Origin of the sequence: Salinispirillum sp. LH 10-3-1 (assembly GCF_030643825.1) — a bacterium.
Classification (GTDB): Bacteria; Pseudomonadota; Gammaproteobacteria; order Pseudomonadales; family Natronospirillaceae; genus Salinispirillum.
Map to the genome: position 1 here is coordinate 278132 of NZ_CP101717.1, position 16060 is coordinate 294191.

At 54.9% G+C, this 16060-nt stretch carries 12 protein-coding genes; 8 read left to right on the plus strand and 4 right to left on the minus strand.

Translation table 11 applies throughout. The annotated features are described in order from the left end of the window. Nucleotides 1–4: 4 nt before the first annotated feature. Nucleotides 5–1018 carry an adenosine kinase gene (locus tag NFC81_RS01275; RefSeq protein ID WP_304995726.1) on the minus strand — a complete coding sequence of 338 codons (1014 nt, stop codon included), beginning with the start codon at nucleotides 1016–1018 and terminating at the stop codon, nucleotides 5–7. A 101-nt stretch (nucleotides 1019–1119) separates the two neighbouring features. Here NFC81_RS01275 and mrcB point away from each other — a divergent pair, with 101 nt between their 5' ends. The 3 genes from mrcB to NFC81_RS01290 all read left to right on the plus strand — a co-directional run bounded on the left by mrcB (nucleotide 1120) and on the right by NFC81_RS01290 (nucleotide 4123). Then, entirely contained in the window at nucleotides 1120–3438 is a 2319-nt protein-coding gene (gene mrcB, locus NFC81_RS01280; protein WP_304995727.1) for a penicillin-binding protein 1B, read from the plus strand. Continuing rightward, complete coding sequence (locus NFC81_RS01285) at nucleotides 3417–3794, plus strand: tetratricopeptide repeat protein (protein ID WP_304995728.1); 378 nt, start codon at nucleotides 3417–3419, stop codon at nucleotides 3792–3794. Before mrcB ends, NFC81_RS01285 begins: the two co-directional genes overlap by 22 nt. 89 nt (nucleotides 3795–3883) lie before the next feature. Continuing rightward, on the plus strand, nucleotides 3884–4123 hold the full coding sequence (locus NFC81_RS01290) for a putative signal transducing protein (RefSeq protein WP_304995729.1): 240 nt from the start codon (nucleotides 3884–3886) through the stop codon (nucleotides 4121–4123). A gap of 105 nt (nucleotides 4124–4228) precedes the next feature. Here the strand turns inward: NFC81_RS01290 and NFC81_RS01295 are convergent, their stop codons facing one another. Continuing rightward, on the minus strand, nucleotides 4229–4471 hold the full coding sequence (locus NFC81_RS01295; RefSeq protein WP_304995730.1) for a hypothetical protein: 243 nt from the start codon (nucleotides 4469–4471) through the stop codon (nucleotides 4229–4231). Between the two features lie 185 nt (nucleotides 4472–4656). On the opposite strand from NFC81_RS01295, the gene NFC81_RS01300 reads away from it, so the two are divergent. The 4 genes from NFC81_RS01300 to NFC81_RS01315 all read left to right on the plus strand — a co-directional run bounded on the left by NFC81_RS01300 (nucleotide 4657) and on the right by NFC81_RS01315 (nucleotide 12984). Next, nucleotides 4657–7560 carry a M16 family metallopeptidase gene (locus tag NFC81_RS01300; protein ID WP_304995731.1) on the plus strand — a complete coding sequence of 968 codons (2904 nt, stop codon included), beginning with the start codon at nucleotides 4657–4659 and terminating at the stop codon, nucleotides 7558–7560. 248 nt (nucleotides 7561–7808) lie between these two features. Beyond that, nucleotides 7809–9590 carry an acyl-CoA dehydrogenase C-terminal domain-containing protein gene (locus tag NFC81_RS01305; RefSeq protein WP_304995732.1) on the plus strand — a complete coding sequence of 594 codons (1782 nt, stop codon included), beginning with the start codon at nucleotides 7809–7811 and terminating at the stop codon, nucleotides 9588–9590. 230 nt (nucleotides 9591–9820) lie between these two features. Then, nucleotides 9821–11560: an acyl-CoA dehydrogenase family protein gene (locus NFC81_RS01310; RefSeq protein ID WP_304995733.1), complete on the plus strand. Its 1740-nt coding sequence runs from the start codon at nucleotides 9821–9823 to the stop codon at nucleotides 11558–11560. Nucleotides 11561–12504: 944 nt separating this feature from the next. Next, entirely contained in the window at nucleotides 12505–12984 is a 480-nt protein-coding gene (locus NFC81_RS01315) for a YqhA family protein (RefSeq protein ID WP_304995734.1), read from the plus strand. Nucleotides 12985–13063: 79 nt separating this feature from the next. Here NFC81_RS01315 and NFC81_RS01320 read toward each other — a convergent pair whose 3' ends face one another. After that, nucleotides 13064–14035, minus strand: coding sequence for a PDR/VanB family oxidoreductase (locus NFC81_RS01320; RefSeq protein ID WP_304995735.1), 972 nt, complete (start codon nucleotides 14033–14035; stop codon nucleotides 13064–13066). Between the two features lie 90 nt (nucleotides 14036–14125). After that, a complete protein-coding gene (locus NFC81_RS01325) occupies nucleotides 14126–15169 on the minus strand; it encodes an aromatic ring-hydroxylating dioxygenase subunit alpha (protein ID WP_304995736.1) in 1044 nt (347 codons plus the stop codon). A 203-nt stretch (nucleotides 15170–15372) separates the two neighbouring features. Here NFC81_RS01325 and NFC81_RS01330 point away from each other — a divergent pair, with 203 nt between their 5' ends. Further along, the gene (locus NFC81_RS01330; RefSeq protein ID WP_304995737.1) at nucleotides 15373–16059 is read left to right on the plus strand and encodes a GntR family transcriptional regulator; all 687 of its coding nucleotides are present in this window, start codon (nucleotides 15373–15375) and stop codon (nucleotides 16057–16059) included. The last annotated feature ends 1 nt before the right edge of the window (nucleotide 16060 follow it).

The following is a 16060-nucleotide window of genomic DNA, read 5'->3' on the forward strand; positions in this document are numbered from 1 at the left end:
GGGTCTAGGCGTGCCCCGGCGGGTGCAGCAGAGCGACTTCCTCGGCCGGTAAACGAGCACCGTTCATTTCCACTTTGCGCGCCGCGCAACGGCATGCCAGTTCAGCAGCACGCGGCAGATCCCAGCCTTTGGCCAGTCCGTACAGGATGCCGCCCGCGAAGGTATCGCCAGCGCCGGTGGTGTTGACCGGGGTGACCTTCGGGGCGGGCACGGTGACGCGACCTTCGGCGGTGATCACATGCGCCCCATCAGCCCCTTCGGTAATGATCAAATGGCGCGCCAATTTACCGAGTACAGTAATGGCGGTTTCGAGTTCAGTGGTATCGGCCCACGCCAGGGCTTCTTCGTGGTTGCAGATTAGGACTTCTACAGGTCGGCTGGCGAACAAGGTGGTGAGCTGCGGTTTGAAAAAGCGCACTATGCCGGGGTCGGCGAAATTCACTACGACGGGGATGTTGGCGTCGTGGGCGGCCTGCAAAGCGGCGAGGGTAGTTTGATGTGCGGTATCGGTGGTGATCAAATAACTTTCTAAATAAAGCCAGCGTGAACGTCGCAACTTATCCAGCTCGACATAGGGCATATCGAGTTCGTCAGTGATGCCGGTGTAGGTGTTCATGGTGCGTTCGGCATCAGGCGTGATCATGACCAGGCAGCGGCCGGTATGCCCTTTAGCAAGCGCGGCGTTGGGCAGATCAATGCCGGACTGGGCTAGGTCGGCGTGAAAGAAACGGCCAGCTTCGTCATTAGCTACCTTGCAAGCAAAATGGCAGCGTGCGCCCAGTTGTTGTGCCGTGACGATGGAGTTCGCAGCACTGCCGCCGCCAGCCTGATATACTCGATCCCCTTCTGCATTGAGTGCCACCAGCAGTTGCTGACGACGGTCAAAATCGATCAGCGTGCGTTCGGCACGCTGTATGCCTAGGCGGGTAAGGAAGTGGTCTTCGACGCAGTATTCTTCGTCAACAATGGCGTGACCAATAGCGAAGACATCGAATTCAGGGGTACTATTGCCCGACATATTTAGGGTTTCCTGACGAATAGGCGCCTGAGGCAGGTGCAGCCAAAAGGGCTGCGCATTCTACCCAAGGATAGGTCAGGAACCAAATTTCATGAGGCGTTATGGCTAAAAAAAAGACTCGATGGCGTACCTTTTGGGCTGTTGTCCTTAAATTAACCATTGTCGGTAGCATTTTGTTTGCTGCCTTGCTGGTGTATTTGGACTTCTACGTACGTGATCGGTTTGCGCAACATGTCTGGTCTGTGCCCGCCAAGGTGTATGGAGCACCGCTGGCTCTGTATCAAGGCAGTGGCCAGAGTCAGGACGAAGTGGTGTGGTGGTTGCAGCGTATGGGGTATCGCTCCGTCAATACCATCAATGGCCCTGGCGAATACCGCGTGGCGCCTCAGCGTATTGAATTATTCACGCGGGCCTATGATTTCTGGGATGAGCCAGAGACAGCACGGCAACTCACACTGAACTTCAACAACGATGTGCTTGCCACCCTGATGGATCCGCAGGGAAGGCCGGTGTTATCAGCACGATTAGCGCCGCCCCAGCTAGGTACCATCTCGCCAGCACACGCCGAGGATCGGGTGTTGGAGCGTCTGGCCACGATGCCGCCAACCCTGGTGGCGGGACTGGTTGCGGTAGAAGATCGGCGTTTCTTTCAGCACCATGGCATCTCGCCGGTGGCCATCGGGCGCGCGCTGGTGGCTAACTTCCGCTCGGGTCGGGTTGAGCAGGGTGGCAGTACCATTACCCAGCAGCTTATCAAGAACATGTTTCTTACCGCAGACCAGACGTTGTGGCGTAAGGGCATAGAAGCAATGATGGCGGTGCTGCTTGAATTGCATGTCGATAAAGAAACTATTCTCGAAACCTACATGAACCAAGTGTTCATCGCGCAAGATGGTCAGCGTGCGATACATGGCTTCGGGTTGGCGGCGCAATATTTCTATGGCCGACCGCTGGAAGAGCTTTCGATCAGCCAGCAAGCGACGTTAATTGGCATTCTGCGTGGCCCCAGCTATTACTCGCCGATCCGCAATCCGGAACGCGCGCTGGCACGTCGCAATGTGATTCTTGATGTCATGGCGGAGCAGCGAATCATTACCGATACGCAACGGCGTGCAGCGCGCGCAGAGCCGCTTGGGTTGAATCCGGGTACTGGTGAGGGGCCTTATGCTGCCGCGATGGACTTGGTGCGGCGGCAGTTGCGCCTCTGGTATCCCGACGATGTGTTGAATCGTGAAGGTCTGCACATCCATACATCGATTGATATTTACGCCCAGGATGTGGCGCAACGGCAGATGCAGGAGTCATTGCAGGCCATAGAGCGCTTGCACCGACTCCCCAATAATCAGTTGCAAGGTGCCATGGTGCTTATTCACCGCGATTCTGGCGATGTCAGGGCGGTGATTGGCGCGCGCACCAGTGTGCAAGGCGGGTTTAATCGCGCCATGGATGCCCGCCGGCCCGTCGGGTCATTGCTAAAACCCGCCGTCTACTTGGCAGCACTGGAAACAGGGCGACACTGGCTGATGGACGTCGACGATGGACCAGTAGTGGTGGCGGCACGCGACGGTACTGAATGGCGACCACAGAACTTTGATCGCACATCGAACGGCATGGTACCCATGTGGGAGGCTATGTCGCGCTCATACAACCAAGCGGCGGCGCGAGTCGGTATGGAAACCGGCTTAGGTGAAGTGCTGCGGAGTATTGAACGGTTGGGTTATAGCGGTCGTTTGCCGGTGGTGCCCGCCGTTATTCTCGGCGCGGTCGACATGAGCCCCTATGAGGTCGCACAAATTTATCAGCCTGTGTTCTCAGATGGCTTTCGCGCACCGCTCAAAGCCATTACGGCGGTAACCACTGCCGACCAAGAGGTACTGAACCAGTTTAATATCCGCACACAACAGGTTATTGCGCCGCCCGATGCCCAAGCGATGCAGTCCGCCTTGCAGCTTGCCGTGCGTGAAGGTACGGGCCGCTACGCCACCAGTGTGTTGAATCCCGGGTTGCGCCCAGCCGGTAAGACCGGCACCAGTGATCAACAGCGCGACAGCTGGTTTGCCGGTGAGGCGGGCGAATTAATGGCGGTGGTTTGGGTTGGGGTAGACAACAATACCCCAATGCCCATTACCGGCAGCACAGGGGCATTAAGAGTTTGGACACACACCATGGCACAGCTCGCGCACAGCAGCTACGACGCCAAACCGTTGCATTCCAGCTTACGATGGGTAAGTTGGCACCCTGATCAACCCGGTCGTTATTGGTTGGGTGACTGCCATGCGTTTCGCATTGCCGTTCCACAGGCGGTTGCCGTGGCGCAGGCGCAGCGCACCTGTCAAGGTAGCAGTGATCAGCTAACGGGCGAACATGCCCCGGACGATAATCGAAGGAGAGGATGGGGATGGCTCGATCGAATATTCTAAATGTCGTTTTATTGTTCGGGCTTTTGGTGTTGGTGGCCTGCGCCACAGTATTGCCCGAACCGGAGCCAGTGGAACCAGCGCCGGAAGACCCGCGCCTCTCGGTGGTTCAGGAGTTGCAGCGGCAAGCCGTCGTGCGGGTGCAGCAAGGGGAGTATCTACCGGCCATTTCTTTGCTGGAGCGTGCCGTGCAGATTAAACCTGATGAGATAGGAAATTACATTCTCTTAGCACGGGCGCACACCCTGCGGGGTGATCCAGACCAAGCACGTGCCGCCTTGCAACGTGGTCAACTATACGCCCATCCTGGATCAGCAGATGCGGCGCGCATTGAGCACCTGCTAAACCGCCCGGAGTAACGGAATCTTCAAGCCCAGCATGCAATGGCCGCTAACTGTTCTAGAATGATAATAAAAGCATACCGTCGGTGGGCGGGCATGGAGCCTCGATGATTACAATACGGCGCTACTTCGATACCTTAGAAGCCGAACTGGCACGCGGCCGTCTCGAAGCAGAGGGCATAGTGGCCAGTGTCACCAATGGTGCATTGCAGAACATCAGCCACGCTATGGTGGAGGTGAATCTTCAAGTCGGTGAAGACGACCTACAGCGTGCAGAAGATGTGCTGCAGGAAATGGAATCTGGCGCTGTTGATTTGGGCGACTATTTGCCATTCGATGAGGCCTGATAAATTGTTTCGCGCGGTAGGAGGCCAGCCCTCTGGCCGAATTTAGGGCGGGTATGAATACCCGCCCTACGGTCCAATTGGCCGAATATAGCAATAGCCAAAAACTCAGTGCGTTAAGGTGTTATCGCTCGGGTCATCACCGTCGAGCCAGAACGCCGGCTTAGAAAACGCCTGTTCAATTTGTCGCGCCAGATCATCAGAAATGTGCAAATGGCTGCCTTGGCGCAGCATTGCACTCATGACCTTCGGCTCCTTGCCCAAACAATACGCCAATTCTTCCGGGCCGATGGCGTTCTCTTCCAACAGCTCATATACGTGTGAACGGCGAGTGGTATCCAATTGACCCATAAGGCACCTCCGAACAACAAGGGGGGCAGAACCGATCTGCCTGATAGTAGTTATGGCTGCTACGAGCAAAAAAGTCCAGCGGCCTGATTATTTGACGCATGATTTACACCTAGGCGCAGGTTATGTCAATCCAGACACTGGTCTACAATGATTCTTTTTTTGCAGTGCTTGATAGAGGAATGTACATGGCGCAACACCACACCGAATATCGCCAGACTTGGCTGCTACGCAAAGGTTACGCTGGCCGGGCGCAATGGGTTCGTGCGCTGCTTATAGTCGCTACTGTTGTGGTCGGTGGTTGTGCCGGTTTAGGCGGTGTGCCCAGCCTACCACTCCCCAATAACTTCACTGATGGGCCGGTTCATTATGAGCTCGATCCGTTGGTCAGCGAGCGCACCCTGAGCAACGGCGTCCGGGCAGTGGTAAAAAGCCTACCTGACAACGGCGCGCGTCCACGCATAGAGATTCGCCTGCGTGTGGCGGCCGGCTCTGCACAGGAGCTTGAGTCCGAGCGGGGCTTAGCACACTTTGTGGAGCATATGGCGTTCAACGGCACTGCATCCTTCCCGCGTAATGACATCATTCGCTTCTTTGAAGCCGCTGGCATGACCTTTGGCCAAGACATCAATGCCTATACCGGCTTCAATGAAACCGTATATATGTTGTCTATTCCGCGCGATCAACCAGCGCTGCTGGATACCGCCATGCAACTGCTGGCCGAGTGGGCTGAGGCGATTACCTTTGACCCTGCAGCCGTCGTCCGGGAAAGAGGGGTGATATTGGAAGAGTGGCGGGCGGCCGGGTATGCTGGTGAGGAGCCTATCTGGCTGCAGCATCACCGTTTGCTGCACGAGGGCTCCTTGTATGCCCAGCGCTATCCCATTGGCGTCCGCGAGGTGTTCGAGTTTGCGACCACCGAGCAACTGCGCGGTTATTACGATCGCTGGTATCGTCCAGAATTGATGACGGTGGTGGTCAGTGGGGTGGTCGACAGCGATGCGATTTTGGCGGGCTTGGAGTCTGGAATTGGCCAGTTTGAGGCACGCACCCCAGCACCTCAACCCGTTGTTTCTAAAACGCCTTGGCATCGCGACACGCGTTACCAAGTTCTGCAAGACAACAACAGCGCGCAGACGGCCATAGTACTCAAGGAAGTATTGCCTCCCATTGATTATCAACAACGTACGGACGTTCTGTCCGGCCTGCAATCCGGATTGATGATGCAGGTATTGAACACTCGGCTCACTCGTTTATCAAACACCTTAGGTAGCCCGTTGCTGAGTAGCCAGGTATTGCAAGACCGTTTGGTCGACCGTAAGCAGGTGATGGGGGTGCGCATTGTGGCGCGCGAAGGCGCAGAGCAAGAGGCGCTGAAATTGCTGGCGGAGGAGACCGAGCGCCTGCGTCGCCACGGCATGACCCAGGACGAGCTAGATACGGCATTTGCCATCATGATGGGTGAGTACAACAACCTGGCGCGTTTCTTGGCAGGGGCGACGTCGGACGTGCATGCCAATGTATTGCTCAGTCTGTTGAATCTGCAACTGCCGCCCACGACCTTCGAGGCGCTAAGTCGGGCTGAGCAAGCCCTGTTTGCCGAGTTAACGTTGGCCGACATCAACGCCTATATCGCCGCCGTGTTAGACCCTCCGAATCAGGTCGTCGCGGCCTTTCTGACGGCGTCAGCGGCGGACCGGTTAGCGTGGCAGAAGCGTGATTTGCGCACCACAGTTGAGCACGCAAGGCAGACTGATTTACTGCCTCCGGCTGCGGTCATCGGAGCTACGGATGCACTGCCAGCGGCCAGCCAACCGGGTTGGATCACGGAGCAGAATGCGGATGTTGAGAACGGCCTAATCTATTGGCAACTCAGCAATGGGTTGACGGCGGTCATCTATCCTACCGACCTCGAACGCGACAAAGTCTATCTGCGCTTCATCGGCTTAGGTGGGCAGATGGCCATTGACCAAACACTGGTGCCAGCCGTCAATATGCTCAGCACCATCAGTGTGCAGCAGGGCGCACTTGGTCGGGATGGCGTGGATTTGGATGCCTTTATGCGCAGCAATGAAATCGGGCTGAATATGAATTTGGGTATATCGCGTTTTAGCTTGGAAGTCAGCGCTCCCAATGCCCAGCTCGACAGTGCCGTACTGCTGTTAACGGAGTTGCTGACCCGTGAGGGCGCAGACCCCGTGGTGCTGGCGAATCAGCAACAGCGCTTCGTCCAGTCGTACCGTAATCACGAACAGACGCCCACAGGACGCTTCAGTGGTGCTGTTGATGCTATGCTCTATGGTAACCAGACGCCATTTCGCCGCACCACAGCGGCTGATTTCGCTGCCGTAACAGAAGAGCAGATACTCGCTGCGCAGCAACTGCTCACCAGCAGCCAAACCGGCTACGTACTCTTTATCGTGGGTGACGTAGATACCGACGCGTTAGACCAGGCGCTGACGGCCCATCTGGCAGGTGTACCCTTGGCATCGCCCGACGCCGTGAGTTGGTCTAACGGTGCAGCGGAGTGGCAAAACGATAAGGTGGTGCACACCGACAATCCGAATGACCGGGCTGAAATTACACGCTATTACTCTACCCGTGCTGTGCCCTTTAGCTTAATGCACTATTCGGCCAACCGTGTACTGAATGAATTGCTCAGTACACGGCTGATGGAAGTGGTCCGGGAAGACAGTGGACTGGCCTACCACATCGAGGCGCGAACCCTGTGGTCGCTGCCCCAGCGTGAGCAACGCTTGAATTTTATCCATTTCAGTACCGATCCAGCGCGCCGCGACGAAGCAGAAAGTTTGGTGGATGAGGTATTAAGCACGCTGCGCACGCGACCCTTTACCACTCAAGAAGTGGCTGAAGCGCGCGCTCGCCTGGTCAACAGTGACCAGGATGTACGTAGTCGGAATCGTGGTTTATTGAACGAAATGGACTGGTTACTTAATTTTGATGAGCCTTTGTCCTATTTTGATAAGCCTGAGCGATATTACGGCGGTGTTACGGCGGAGCTGGTGAACAGTTTGGCCGTGCAATTCTATTTGGAGGCTGATCGCTTTACGGCCATTCACACCACCGAATAAGGCGTTGGTCGGTAGCCCTATGGGCTACCTGTCCCGCTATTTCGGAGCGCCTGCCACACCACCCTTTCCCCTGCGGCATTAATCTTTTGGCAATGCTCCTCATTGCCTGTGTTGTGCACACAAAGTGAATAACCACCTTGACGACCGTTGACCCCGAACGTATGTTTCAAACAACTGTTTGAATACGGTGTCAGATGCCTCTGTGGGCTGCTGACCCACTCATTGGATAAGATCAAGAGGTCTGTACCATGCCAACTTATAAAGCCCCTGTACGTGATATCGAATTTTTGCTTTACGACGTATATGACGCCGAAAGTCATTACCAAAAAATCGGTGCTGAAGACGCCAGTCGTGACATGCTGAGTGCCATCATTGCCGAAGGTGCGAAATTCTGCGAGCAAGTCATTGCCCCGCTGAACCAGAGTGGCGACCAAGAAGGTTGTACTTGGAGTGAAGACGGTGTTACCACGCCAACGGGCTTTAAAGAAGCCTACCAGCAGTACGTCGATAATGGCTGGGGCGCGTTGGCGAGCCCTGTTGAGCACGGTGGTCAAGGTCTGCCTGAGTCCGTAGGGCACATTATTTCAGAAATGGCCGGTACTGCTAACTGGTCATGGTCTATGTACCCTGGTCTGAGCCACGGCGCGCGTGCAACCATCGATTTGCACGGCACCGACGAGCAAAAAGAAGTGTATCTGACCAAGCTGGTGTCCGGTGAATGGACCGGTACCATGTGCTTGACCGAGCCGCATTGTGGTTCTGACTTGGGTATTCTGAAAACCAAGGCCGAAGAGAACGCCGACGGCAGCTATGCCATCACCGGCACCAAAATCTTTATCTCGGCTGGCGAGCACGACATGGCCGATAACATCGTCCATATCGTATTGGCGCGTTTGCCGGGTGCTCCAGAAGGTACGAAGGGTATTTCCTTGTTCATCGTGCCTAAGGTCCTGCCTGATGGTACGCGCAATGACGTTAAATGCGGTTCTATCGAACACAAAATGGGTATTCACGGCAACGCGACCTGTGTGATGAACTTTGACGGCGCGAAAGGTTTCTTGATTGGGCCGCCAAACAAAGGCCTGAACTGCATGTTCACCTTTATGAACTTCGCACGTATCGGCACCGCGATTCAGGGTGTTGCCTCGGCTGAATTGTCGTTCCAAGGCGCTCTGACGTACGCGAAAGACCGTCTGGCGATGCGTTCTTTGAGCGGCGTGAAAAACCCTGACGGCCCTGCGGACCCGATCATCGTGCACCCCGACGTACGTCGTATGCTGCTGACGCAGAAATCATTCGCTGAAGGCGGACGTGCGATGATCATGCACCTGTCGCAGTTGGTGGATATCGTGCATTCGGATGTTGACGCCGAAGAGAAGAAAATGGCCGACGATTTGCTGTCGTTCCTGACGCCCATCGCTAAAGCCTTCCTGACCGAAGCCGGTCTGGAAGCGGCTAACTTGGGCGTGCAGGTATATGGTGGTCACGGCTACATTCAAGAGTGGGGCATGGAGCAGATCGTACGGGATGCGCGCATCTCGACCATCTATGAAGGCACCACGGGCATTCAGTCCCTCGACCTGTTGGGTCGTAAGGTGCTAATGACCCAGGGCGGCATGCTGAAGAACTTCACGAAAATCATCCATAAGTTCTGCAAAGAGCACGATGGCGCCAAAGGCATTAAGCCGATGGTGAAAACGTTGGCTACTCTTAACAAAGATTGGGGCGACGTGACCATGAAGTTGGGCATGAAGGCGATGATGAACAAAGAAGAAGTCGGCGGCGCTGCCTACGATTACTTGATGTACTCTGGTTACATCACGCTGGGTTACTACTGGGCACGCATGGCGATGGAAGCGCAAAACAAGATCGCAGCGGGCGACAAAGACGGCTTCTACAAAGCCAAGCTGGACACCGCACGTTTCTACTTCGACCGCATTCTGCCTCGCGCCGAAGGCCACAAACTGGCCATGCTGAACGGCTTGGATACGCTGATGGCGATGTCAGAAGAAGAGTTCCAGTACCTCTGATATTGATATATCGGGATTGAAAAAGGTCAGGGCCGGTGTACGACCGGACGGCGGCATCCGAGCCAGCATGGACAAATTCGTCAGGAACGAATTTGCACGACCGAAGGGAGCCCGAAGGGTCAGGCGCATGGATGCGTCTGATAAGCTTTTACGGCGTTCCCCATAACCCGACTCCGCTTCCTGTCACCGGCATACAACTAGGCATATAATAATTCGAGAGAGGAAACGTCATGACCGACTACCGCGCCCCGCTAGAAGATATGCGCTTCTTGTTGCATAGCGTATTTAACTTGCCTGAACAGTGGGCTGCCATGCCTGCGCTGAACGAAATGAGCGGCGACTTGGCCGACGCCATTCTGGAAGAAGGTGCCAAACTGTGTGAGCAAGTGCTTGCACCCCTGAATCGCAGTGGCGATGAAGAAGGCTGCACCTGGAGCGCCGAAGGTGTTACCACGCCCAGCGGCTTCAAAGAAGCGTATCAAACGCTGGCGGAATCGGGCTGGGTTGGGCTGGGCGGCGTTACCGAATACGGCGGCCAAGGCGCGCCTAAAGGCCTCACCGTCTTGTTTGAAGAAATGCAGTACTCTGCTAACTCTTCGCTCACCCTCTACAACGTACTGACCGCTGGCGCGTGCTTGAGCTTGGCAAGCCACGGCTCAGACGAACTGAAAGAAACCTATCTGCCACCCATGTACGAAGGCCGCTGGTCGGGCTCCATGTGCCTCACCGAACCGCACGCCGGTACCGACTTGGGCATGATCCGTACTAAAGCCGAACCGCAAGCAGACGGCAGTTACGCGGTTTCAGGCACCAAGATTTTCATCACCGGTGGTGAGCATGACCTCACCGAAAACATCATCCACCTCGTACTGGCTAAATTGCCCGACGCCCCGGATGGTCCCAAAGGCATCAGCCTGTTTGTCGTACCTAAAGTGCTGGTCAATGCCGACGGTTCTTTGGGTGAGCGCAATGGCGTTACCTGCGGTTCTATCGAGCACAAAATGGGCATCAAAGGCAGCGCAACCTGCGTGATAAACTTTGACGGCGCGACCGGCTACTTGGTCGGCGAAGCCAACAAAGGCCTGAACTACATGTTCACCATGATGAACTACGAGCGTTTGTCGATTGGCTTGCAGGGCACCGGGCAGGCCGAGTGGTCGTATCAGCAAGCACTTGCTTACGCCAAAGACCGCGTGCAGTCTAAAGCTGCGGATGCGAACTTGCGTACCGAAGGCCGCGCCGACCCGATCATCGTACACCCCGATGTGCGCCGTATGCTGATGATCCAGAAAGCCTACATCGAAGCGGGTCGCGCATTGGGCGTTTATCTGGGCGCACAGCTCGACACCGCTCGTTATCACCCCGACGACACCGTGCGCGCCAAGGCCGATGGCCGGGTCGCCTTGTTAACGCCACTGGGTAAAGCCTTTTTCACCGACCGTGGTTTAGAGTGCACAGTACTTGCCCAGCAAGTGTTCGGTGGACACGGCTATGTGCGTGAATGGGGCATGGAGCAAGCGGTACGCGACGTGCGTATCGCACAGATCTATGAAGGCACCAACGGCATTCAGGCCATGGACCTCATTGGTCGTAAAGTGCTGATGAACAAAGGCGAATGGCTGGCTGACTTCTTTGCCGACATTCGTACCGAACTGGCAGACGTCGACACTGCTTGGCAAGGGCAACGTACGCAAGTGTTTGATGTGATGGCCAAGCTGGAAGCGCAGGTACGGACCTGGGTTAACGCGGGCGAGCCGAATCTGGCAGGCACGCAAGCCTACAACGTACTCGAACTGCTCGGCTTAATCACCTACGGCTACCTGTGGTTGCGTATGGTTAATGCAGAAGGCGCAGATGCCTTGAAAGCACCGACTGCACAGTTCTACTTCGCGTGGTTGTGGCCACAAGTGGATACCCTGTTGCAGCGCTTACAGGCAGAATCGTCAGTACTGATGGACGTCGCCCTGTAACTGTAGGAGGCCAGCCCTCTGGCCGAACATGAGCGTGGTGGTACGCCATGCTCGTCATAACAAAAAAGCCCCTTTCGGGGCTTTTTTGTGGCCGCTATTCCTGCATAATCGCAAAATTCCGGACATCACCCCACGTCTTCGCACTATTATTAATGACCATCAATCTAAACATTACAAAACGGCCCCCTCGCCTCATATCCTTTTCGCTTGCTCAATCTCTCCACAAAGCCTAATAAAAACAACAAGATATGATGGTGCTAAAACGTGATAGTAGCCTCGGTGATCGTTTTGCCAGCAATCCCAATGGCAACCGACTTCAATCAAACGTTGACCATCACTGGCCTTCTGCCTACTTTGGCAGGAGTGTTCAAATTGAGATAGTAGCCTCAGGCAAACGGCATCGAAGGCTACGATATAAATGTTATGTGCGCGCGGCCTACTGGCAATATAGGGAAACTAGATGACTGATTATTCTGGCTCTTGCCTGTGTGGCAATACAAAATTTGAAGTGCAAGGGAAGCTCGATTGCTTTACACCAAATGACACGATTCCTGATATTTCTTCAAATCAAGACGGTCAGATCTGCTTGGGTTTTCCTCGTTGGTTCGGTCGTGCTGCTTTGTATCCTAACAATGCCTTCATACGGACGCGCAACAGCACCTGTAACTCACATCGAAATCGTGTTATCCAATGACGGTGAATTGTGCGTTTTTCGGCTCTCTAGGTAGGTGCAGTCAATGAATAAACTTTGTGAAAAGGGTTTGTTCAAGATACTGTCCGCAATGACACTAGTCTTCGGGCACTTGATCCCTTTCGGCGGACGTCAAGCCGGTCAATGCAGGTTGCAAGCGAGCCAAAAGATAAATGAGCACGTAGTCCGATGTGCTCGGTGAAGATAAGCGCCAGCGTATCACTGTTGTCATTTTAAGTTACTCAGGGTGATCATGATCGAGAAAATTTTCAGAAGCAGTCGGTTTCTTGTGCTGGTAGCAGTGGTCGCAAGCGCCGTGTCGTGCGTGCTTTTGTATGGCGTGTCGATCAACGTTCTGTGGAACATTGCCCTAAATGTTGTGCGTGACCTGCCTGCGTCAGGGGACGAGGGCAAGAGTCTTGCGGTCAGCCTTTTAAAGCTACTGGATCTTTTGCTGATCGCGATCACGTTTCAAATTATCACGGTGAGTCTGTATCGCTTGTTTATCCGTCCCATATCGGTCGATGAAAGCAAGTTTCTTGAAGCCCTTGATATCAAGAGCTTTCATGACCTGAAGGTCACGTTATCTCAAGTCGCTGTGGTAATCCTGATTGTTCTGTTTCTTGAACAAGCTGTGGAGACGGGCGCCAGTATCGAAACTTTGTACTTTGGCGCCGCCATTGGCATAGTGATTGTTGCTTCGGTATTCGCTTGGAAGAATATGAAGCACTGAGGTTACGTATTAGGCTCGCCAAGACTTGTCGGCTGAACAAGACTTGGCTTCACCGGTTAGGCCTCAAACCATCAGCTCATCACAAATCGATCACCAATACCTTGGACTTAGAACGCGAACAGCACGGTGTAAACTGGTCGTTCGCGGCGCGTTCGTCGTCGGTCAGGTAGCGGTCGCGGTGTTCCGGCGTGCCCTCCAATACTTTGGTGACGCAGGTTCCGCAGATGCCTTGTTCGCAAGAGGTCAGCAGGTCAATGTCGTTGTCGATCAACACGTCCGCGACGGTTTTGTCGGCGGGTATGGTGAACTTAACGCCGCTGCGCGCTAATTCCACTTCAAAGCTGCCGTCGCCACTGGTGTCGGCATCCACACCCACAAAGTATTCGGTGTGCAGTTGGCGTTTCGGCCAGCCTGCGGCTTCATAGGTGTTGATCACCGCATCGTTGAAGGCTTCCGGGCCACACACATAAATATGCACGGCGACTTCCGGTTTGGCGGCCATGGCGGCGAGGTCGATGCGTTTGCCGTCTGCCGTTTTGGTGAAGTGGAAGGTCACTTTGTCAGCAAAGGGCGCGGCTTTGAGATAGTCCACAAAGGCGGCGTTTTCGGGTGTGCTGGCCGAATAATGCAGTTCAAAGTCACCGCCATGTGCATGTATCTCTTCGGCCATGGCGAGGATTGGGGTAATGCCAATACCGCCCGCAAAAAGCACGCTGCGCTTGGCGTCGTGGTCCACGGCAAAATGGTTACGGGGCGCGCTGATCTGCAGATAATCCCCTTCTTTTACCTTGTCGTGCATGGCCACTGAACCACCGCGCGACTGGGGTTCACGTAGCACGGCGATTTGATAGCGTTGACGTTCGCTGGATGCGTTACTCAACGAATACTGCCGTAAGTGCTCGTCGTCGGCTTGCACATCGATGTGCGCGCCAGCGGTAAACGCTGGCAGTTCACGCCCGTGCGGGTCAACCAGCTCAAAACAAGCGATATCCGCTGCGGCTTGGGTTTTCTGTCTAACCTGCACAATCATGCTGAGGCTGGTTTTACTCATCGTACTACTCCCACACCCTTTGAGGTTGTTAGTCAGTGTCTCTGGCTTGCCTGCTGGTTTGTACGCCAGCACGGCAAGCTTGGACTCCGGTCAGCCTTCAGCGGCGATGATTTTATCGAGCATCCGGCGCGCCAACACGCCACCACCATCAATGTTCAGTTTAAGCAACTGACGGTCGGCATTCTCCAGTAAGTTGCGCTGCTGCGCTTCCAGCATTTCCAAGTCTTCTGAGAAAATCTGGCCTTGGCCTTCACGGATTTTGTCGGTCAGTTCGGTGTCGTTGGGCTTAAAGTTACGCGCCATGCCCCAGAAATACCAAATGGAGGTTTCGGTTTCGGGGGTGATGAAGTCGACCACGATGCTGGACGCTTTCTTGTCGGCCGGTGCGTCATAACCACCATGACCAGCATGCGCCACACCCACTTCGATCATGATGTGGCTGGGCGGCGTAAATCGACTGATCTGCCAGCGGTCTACCGGTACGTTTGGATCCAGGTCGTTAAAGCGCAAGGCGTTCTGCCAAAACGGCGGCGCGGGAATCTTTTCCATGGTGCGCTTGGTGACTATGGTGTCGCCGTCGCGGAACGACTCGGGTGGTTCGTCTTCAATCTCTGGCTGTCCGATGCTGGTGGAGTGCACGTAGGTTTCGTGTGTCAAATCCATCAGGTTGTCGATCATCAACTTGTAGTTGCAGTTGATGTGGTAAAGGCCGCCGCCGTAAGCCCACTCCGGGTCGTCAAACCAACTGAAGTCGGGAATGAGGCTGGGATCGGCCTGTTCGGCTTCGCCCGTCCATACCCATATAAAGCCGTAACGCTCTTCGACCGGGTAGCTGCGCACGCCGGGAAAGGCGTTCACGCGCTGGCCAGGCATGGACTTACAGTTACCATCGCAGTTCATCACCATGCCGTGGTAACCACACACGAGGTCGCCTTCATCGTTCACAAAGCCGAGCGATAGGGGCGCGCCGCGGTGTGGACAGAAGTCGGCAATGCCGACGGCCTTATTGCCTTGCGTGCGATAAAATACAATACGTTCACCACAGATTTGTCGACCGAGGGGTTTGTCGTCGATCTCATCGGGTGTGCAGGCAACGTACCAGGTGTTTTTAGGCCAAGAATGGGCAGTCGTCATTACGATCCTCCGAAGGCGGCTTTTGTCCGCTTTGTTTATTATGGATCCAAAAATAGGGTTAAGTTGGTATTTGGTCAAGTTAAATTGCGTTAATGGATCCAAAGTGGAGAAGGATTAGAGGGTCTACTTCATCCAGCTCTTGCGTCTCAACGCTGTGCAGTCAACAATTGCGACTGTTATTCGCCATGGAAGTCCTAAACATCATGAGCACCGTCAGTCGAGTCGCCGTGTCCAGCCTGCGCAAGCTCATCAGCGATGGCCACTTAAAGCCTGGTGAGAAGCTGGGTGAAGTACAGGTCGCTGAAATGCTGGGGGTATCCCGCACACCGATTCGCTTGGCGTTCCGGACGCTGGAGCAAGAAGGTCTACTGGAAAAAGCCGGTAAGCAGGGGTTTGTGGTACGCGAATTCTCGAAGGAAGACGTGATCTGCGGTTTGGAGATTCGTGGCGTCTTAGAGGGTTTGGCCGCGCGCCGCATGGCCGAGGCCGGGCTCAGTGCTGCCGCCCGTGCTACCTTGCAGCAGTGTATCAATGATGGTGATGCGCTCTTTGCTAAGCCAGACCCTACGGAAGATGATCTCTTGAGCTGGAGTGAAATCAATGCGCGCTTTCATGAGGTTATTGTGCAAGGAGCCGGCAGTCGGGCCATTGCCGATGCCATCGCGCGCAACAATCATCTGCCGTTTGCCTCTTCCGATTCCATCATTTTAGATACGCAGCATCTGGCGCAAGAGTTCAAAAAACTGCACCTGGCTCATTTGCAGCATCAAATGGTGTTTCAGGCTTTGGTGCTGGGCGAAGGCGCGCGTGTGGAAATGTTGATGCGTGAACATGCTTATATTGGTTTGCGTTATGGCGGGCTGTTCGGCTTACCCGACGCGCTGGATTAAA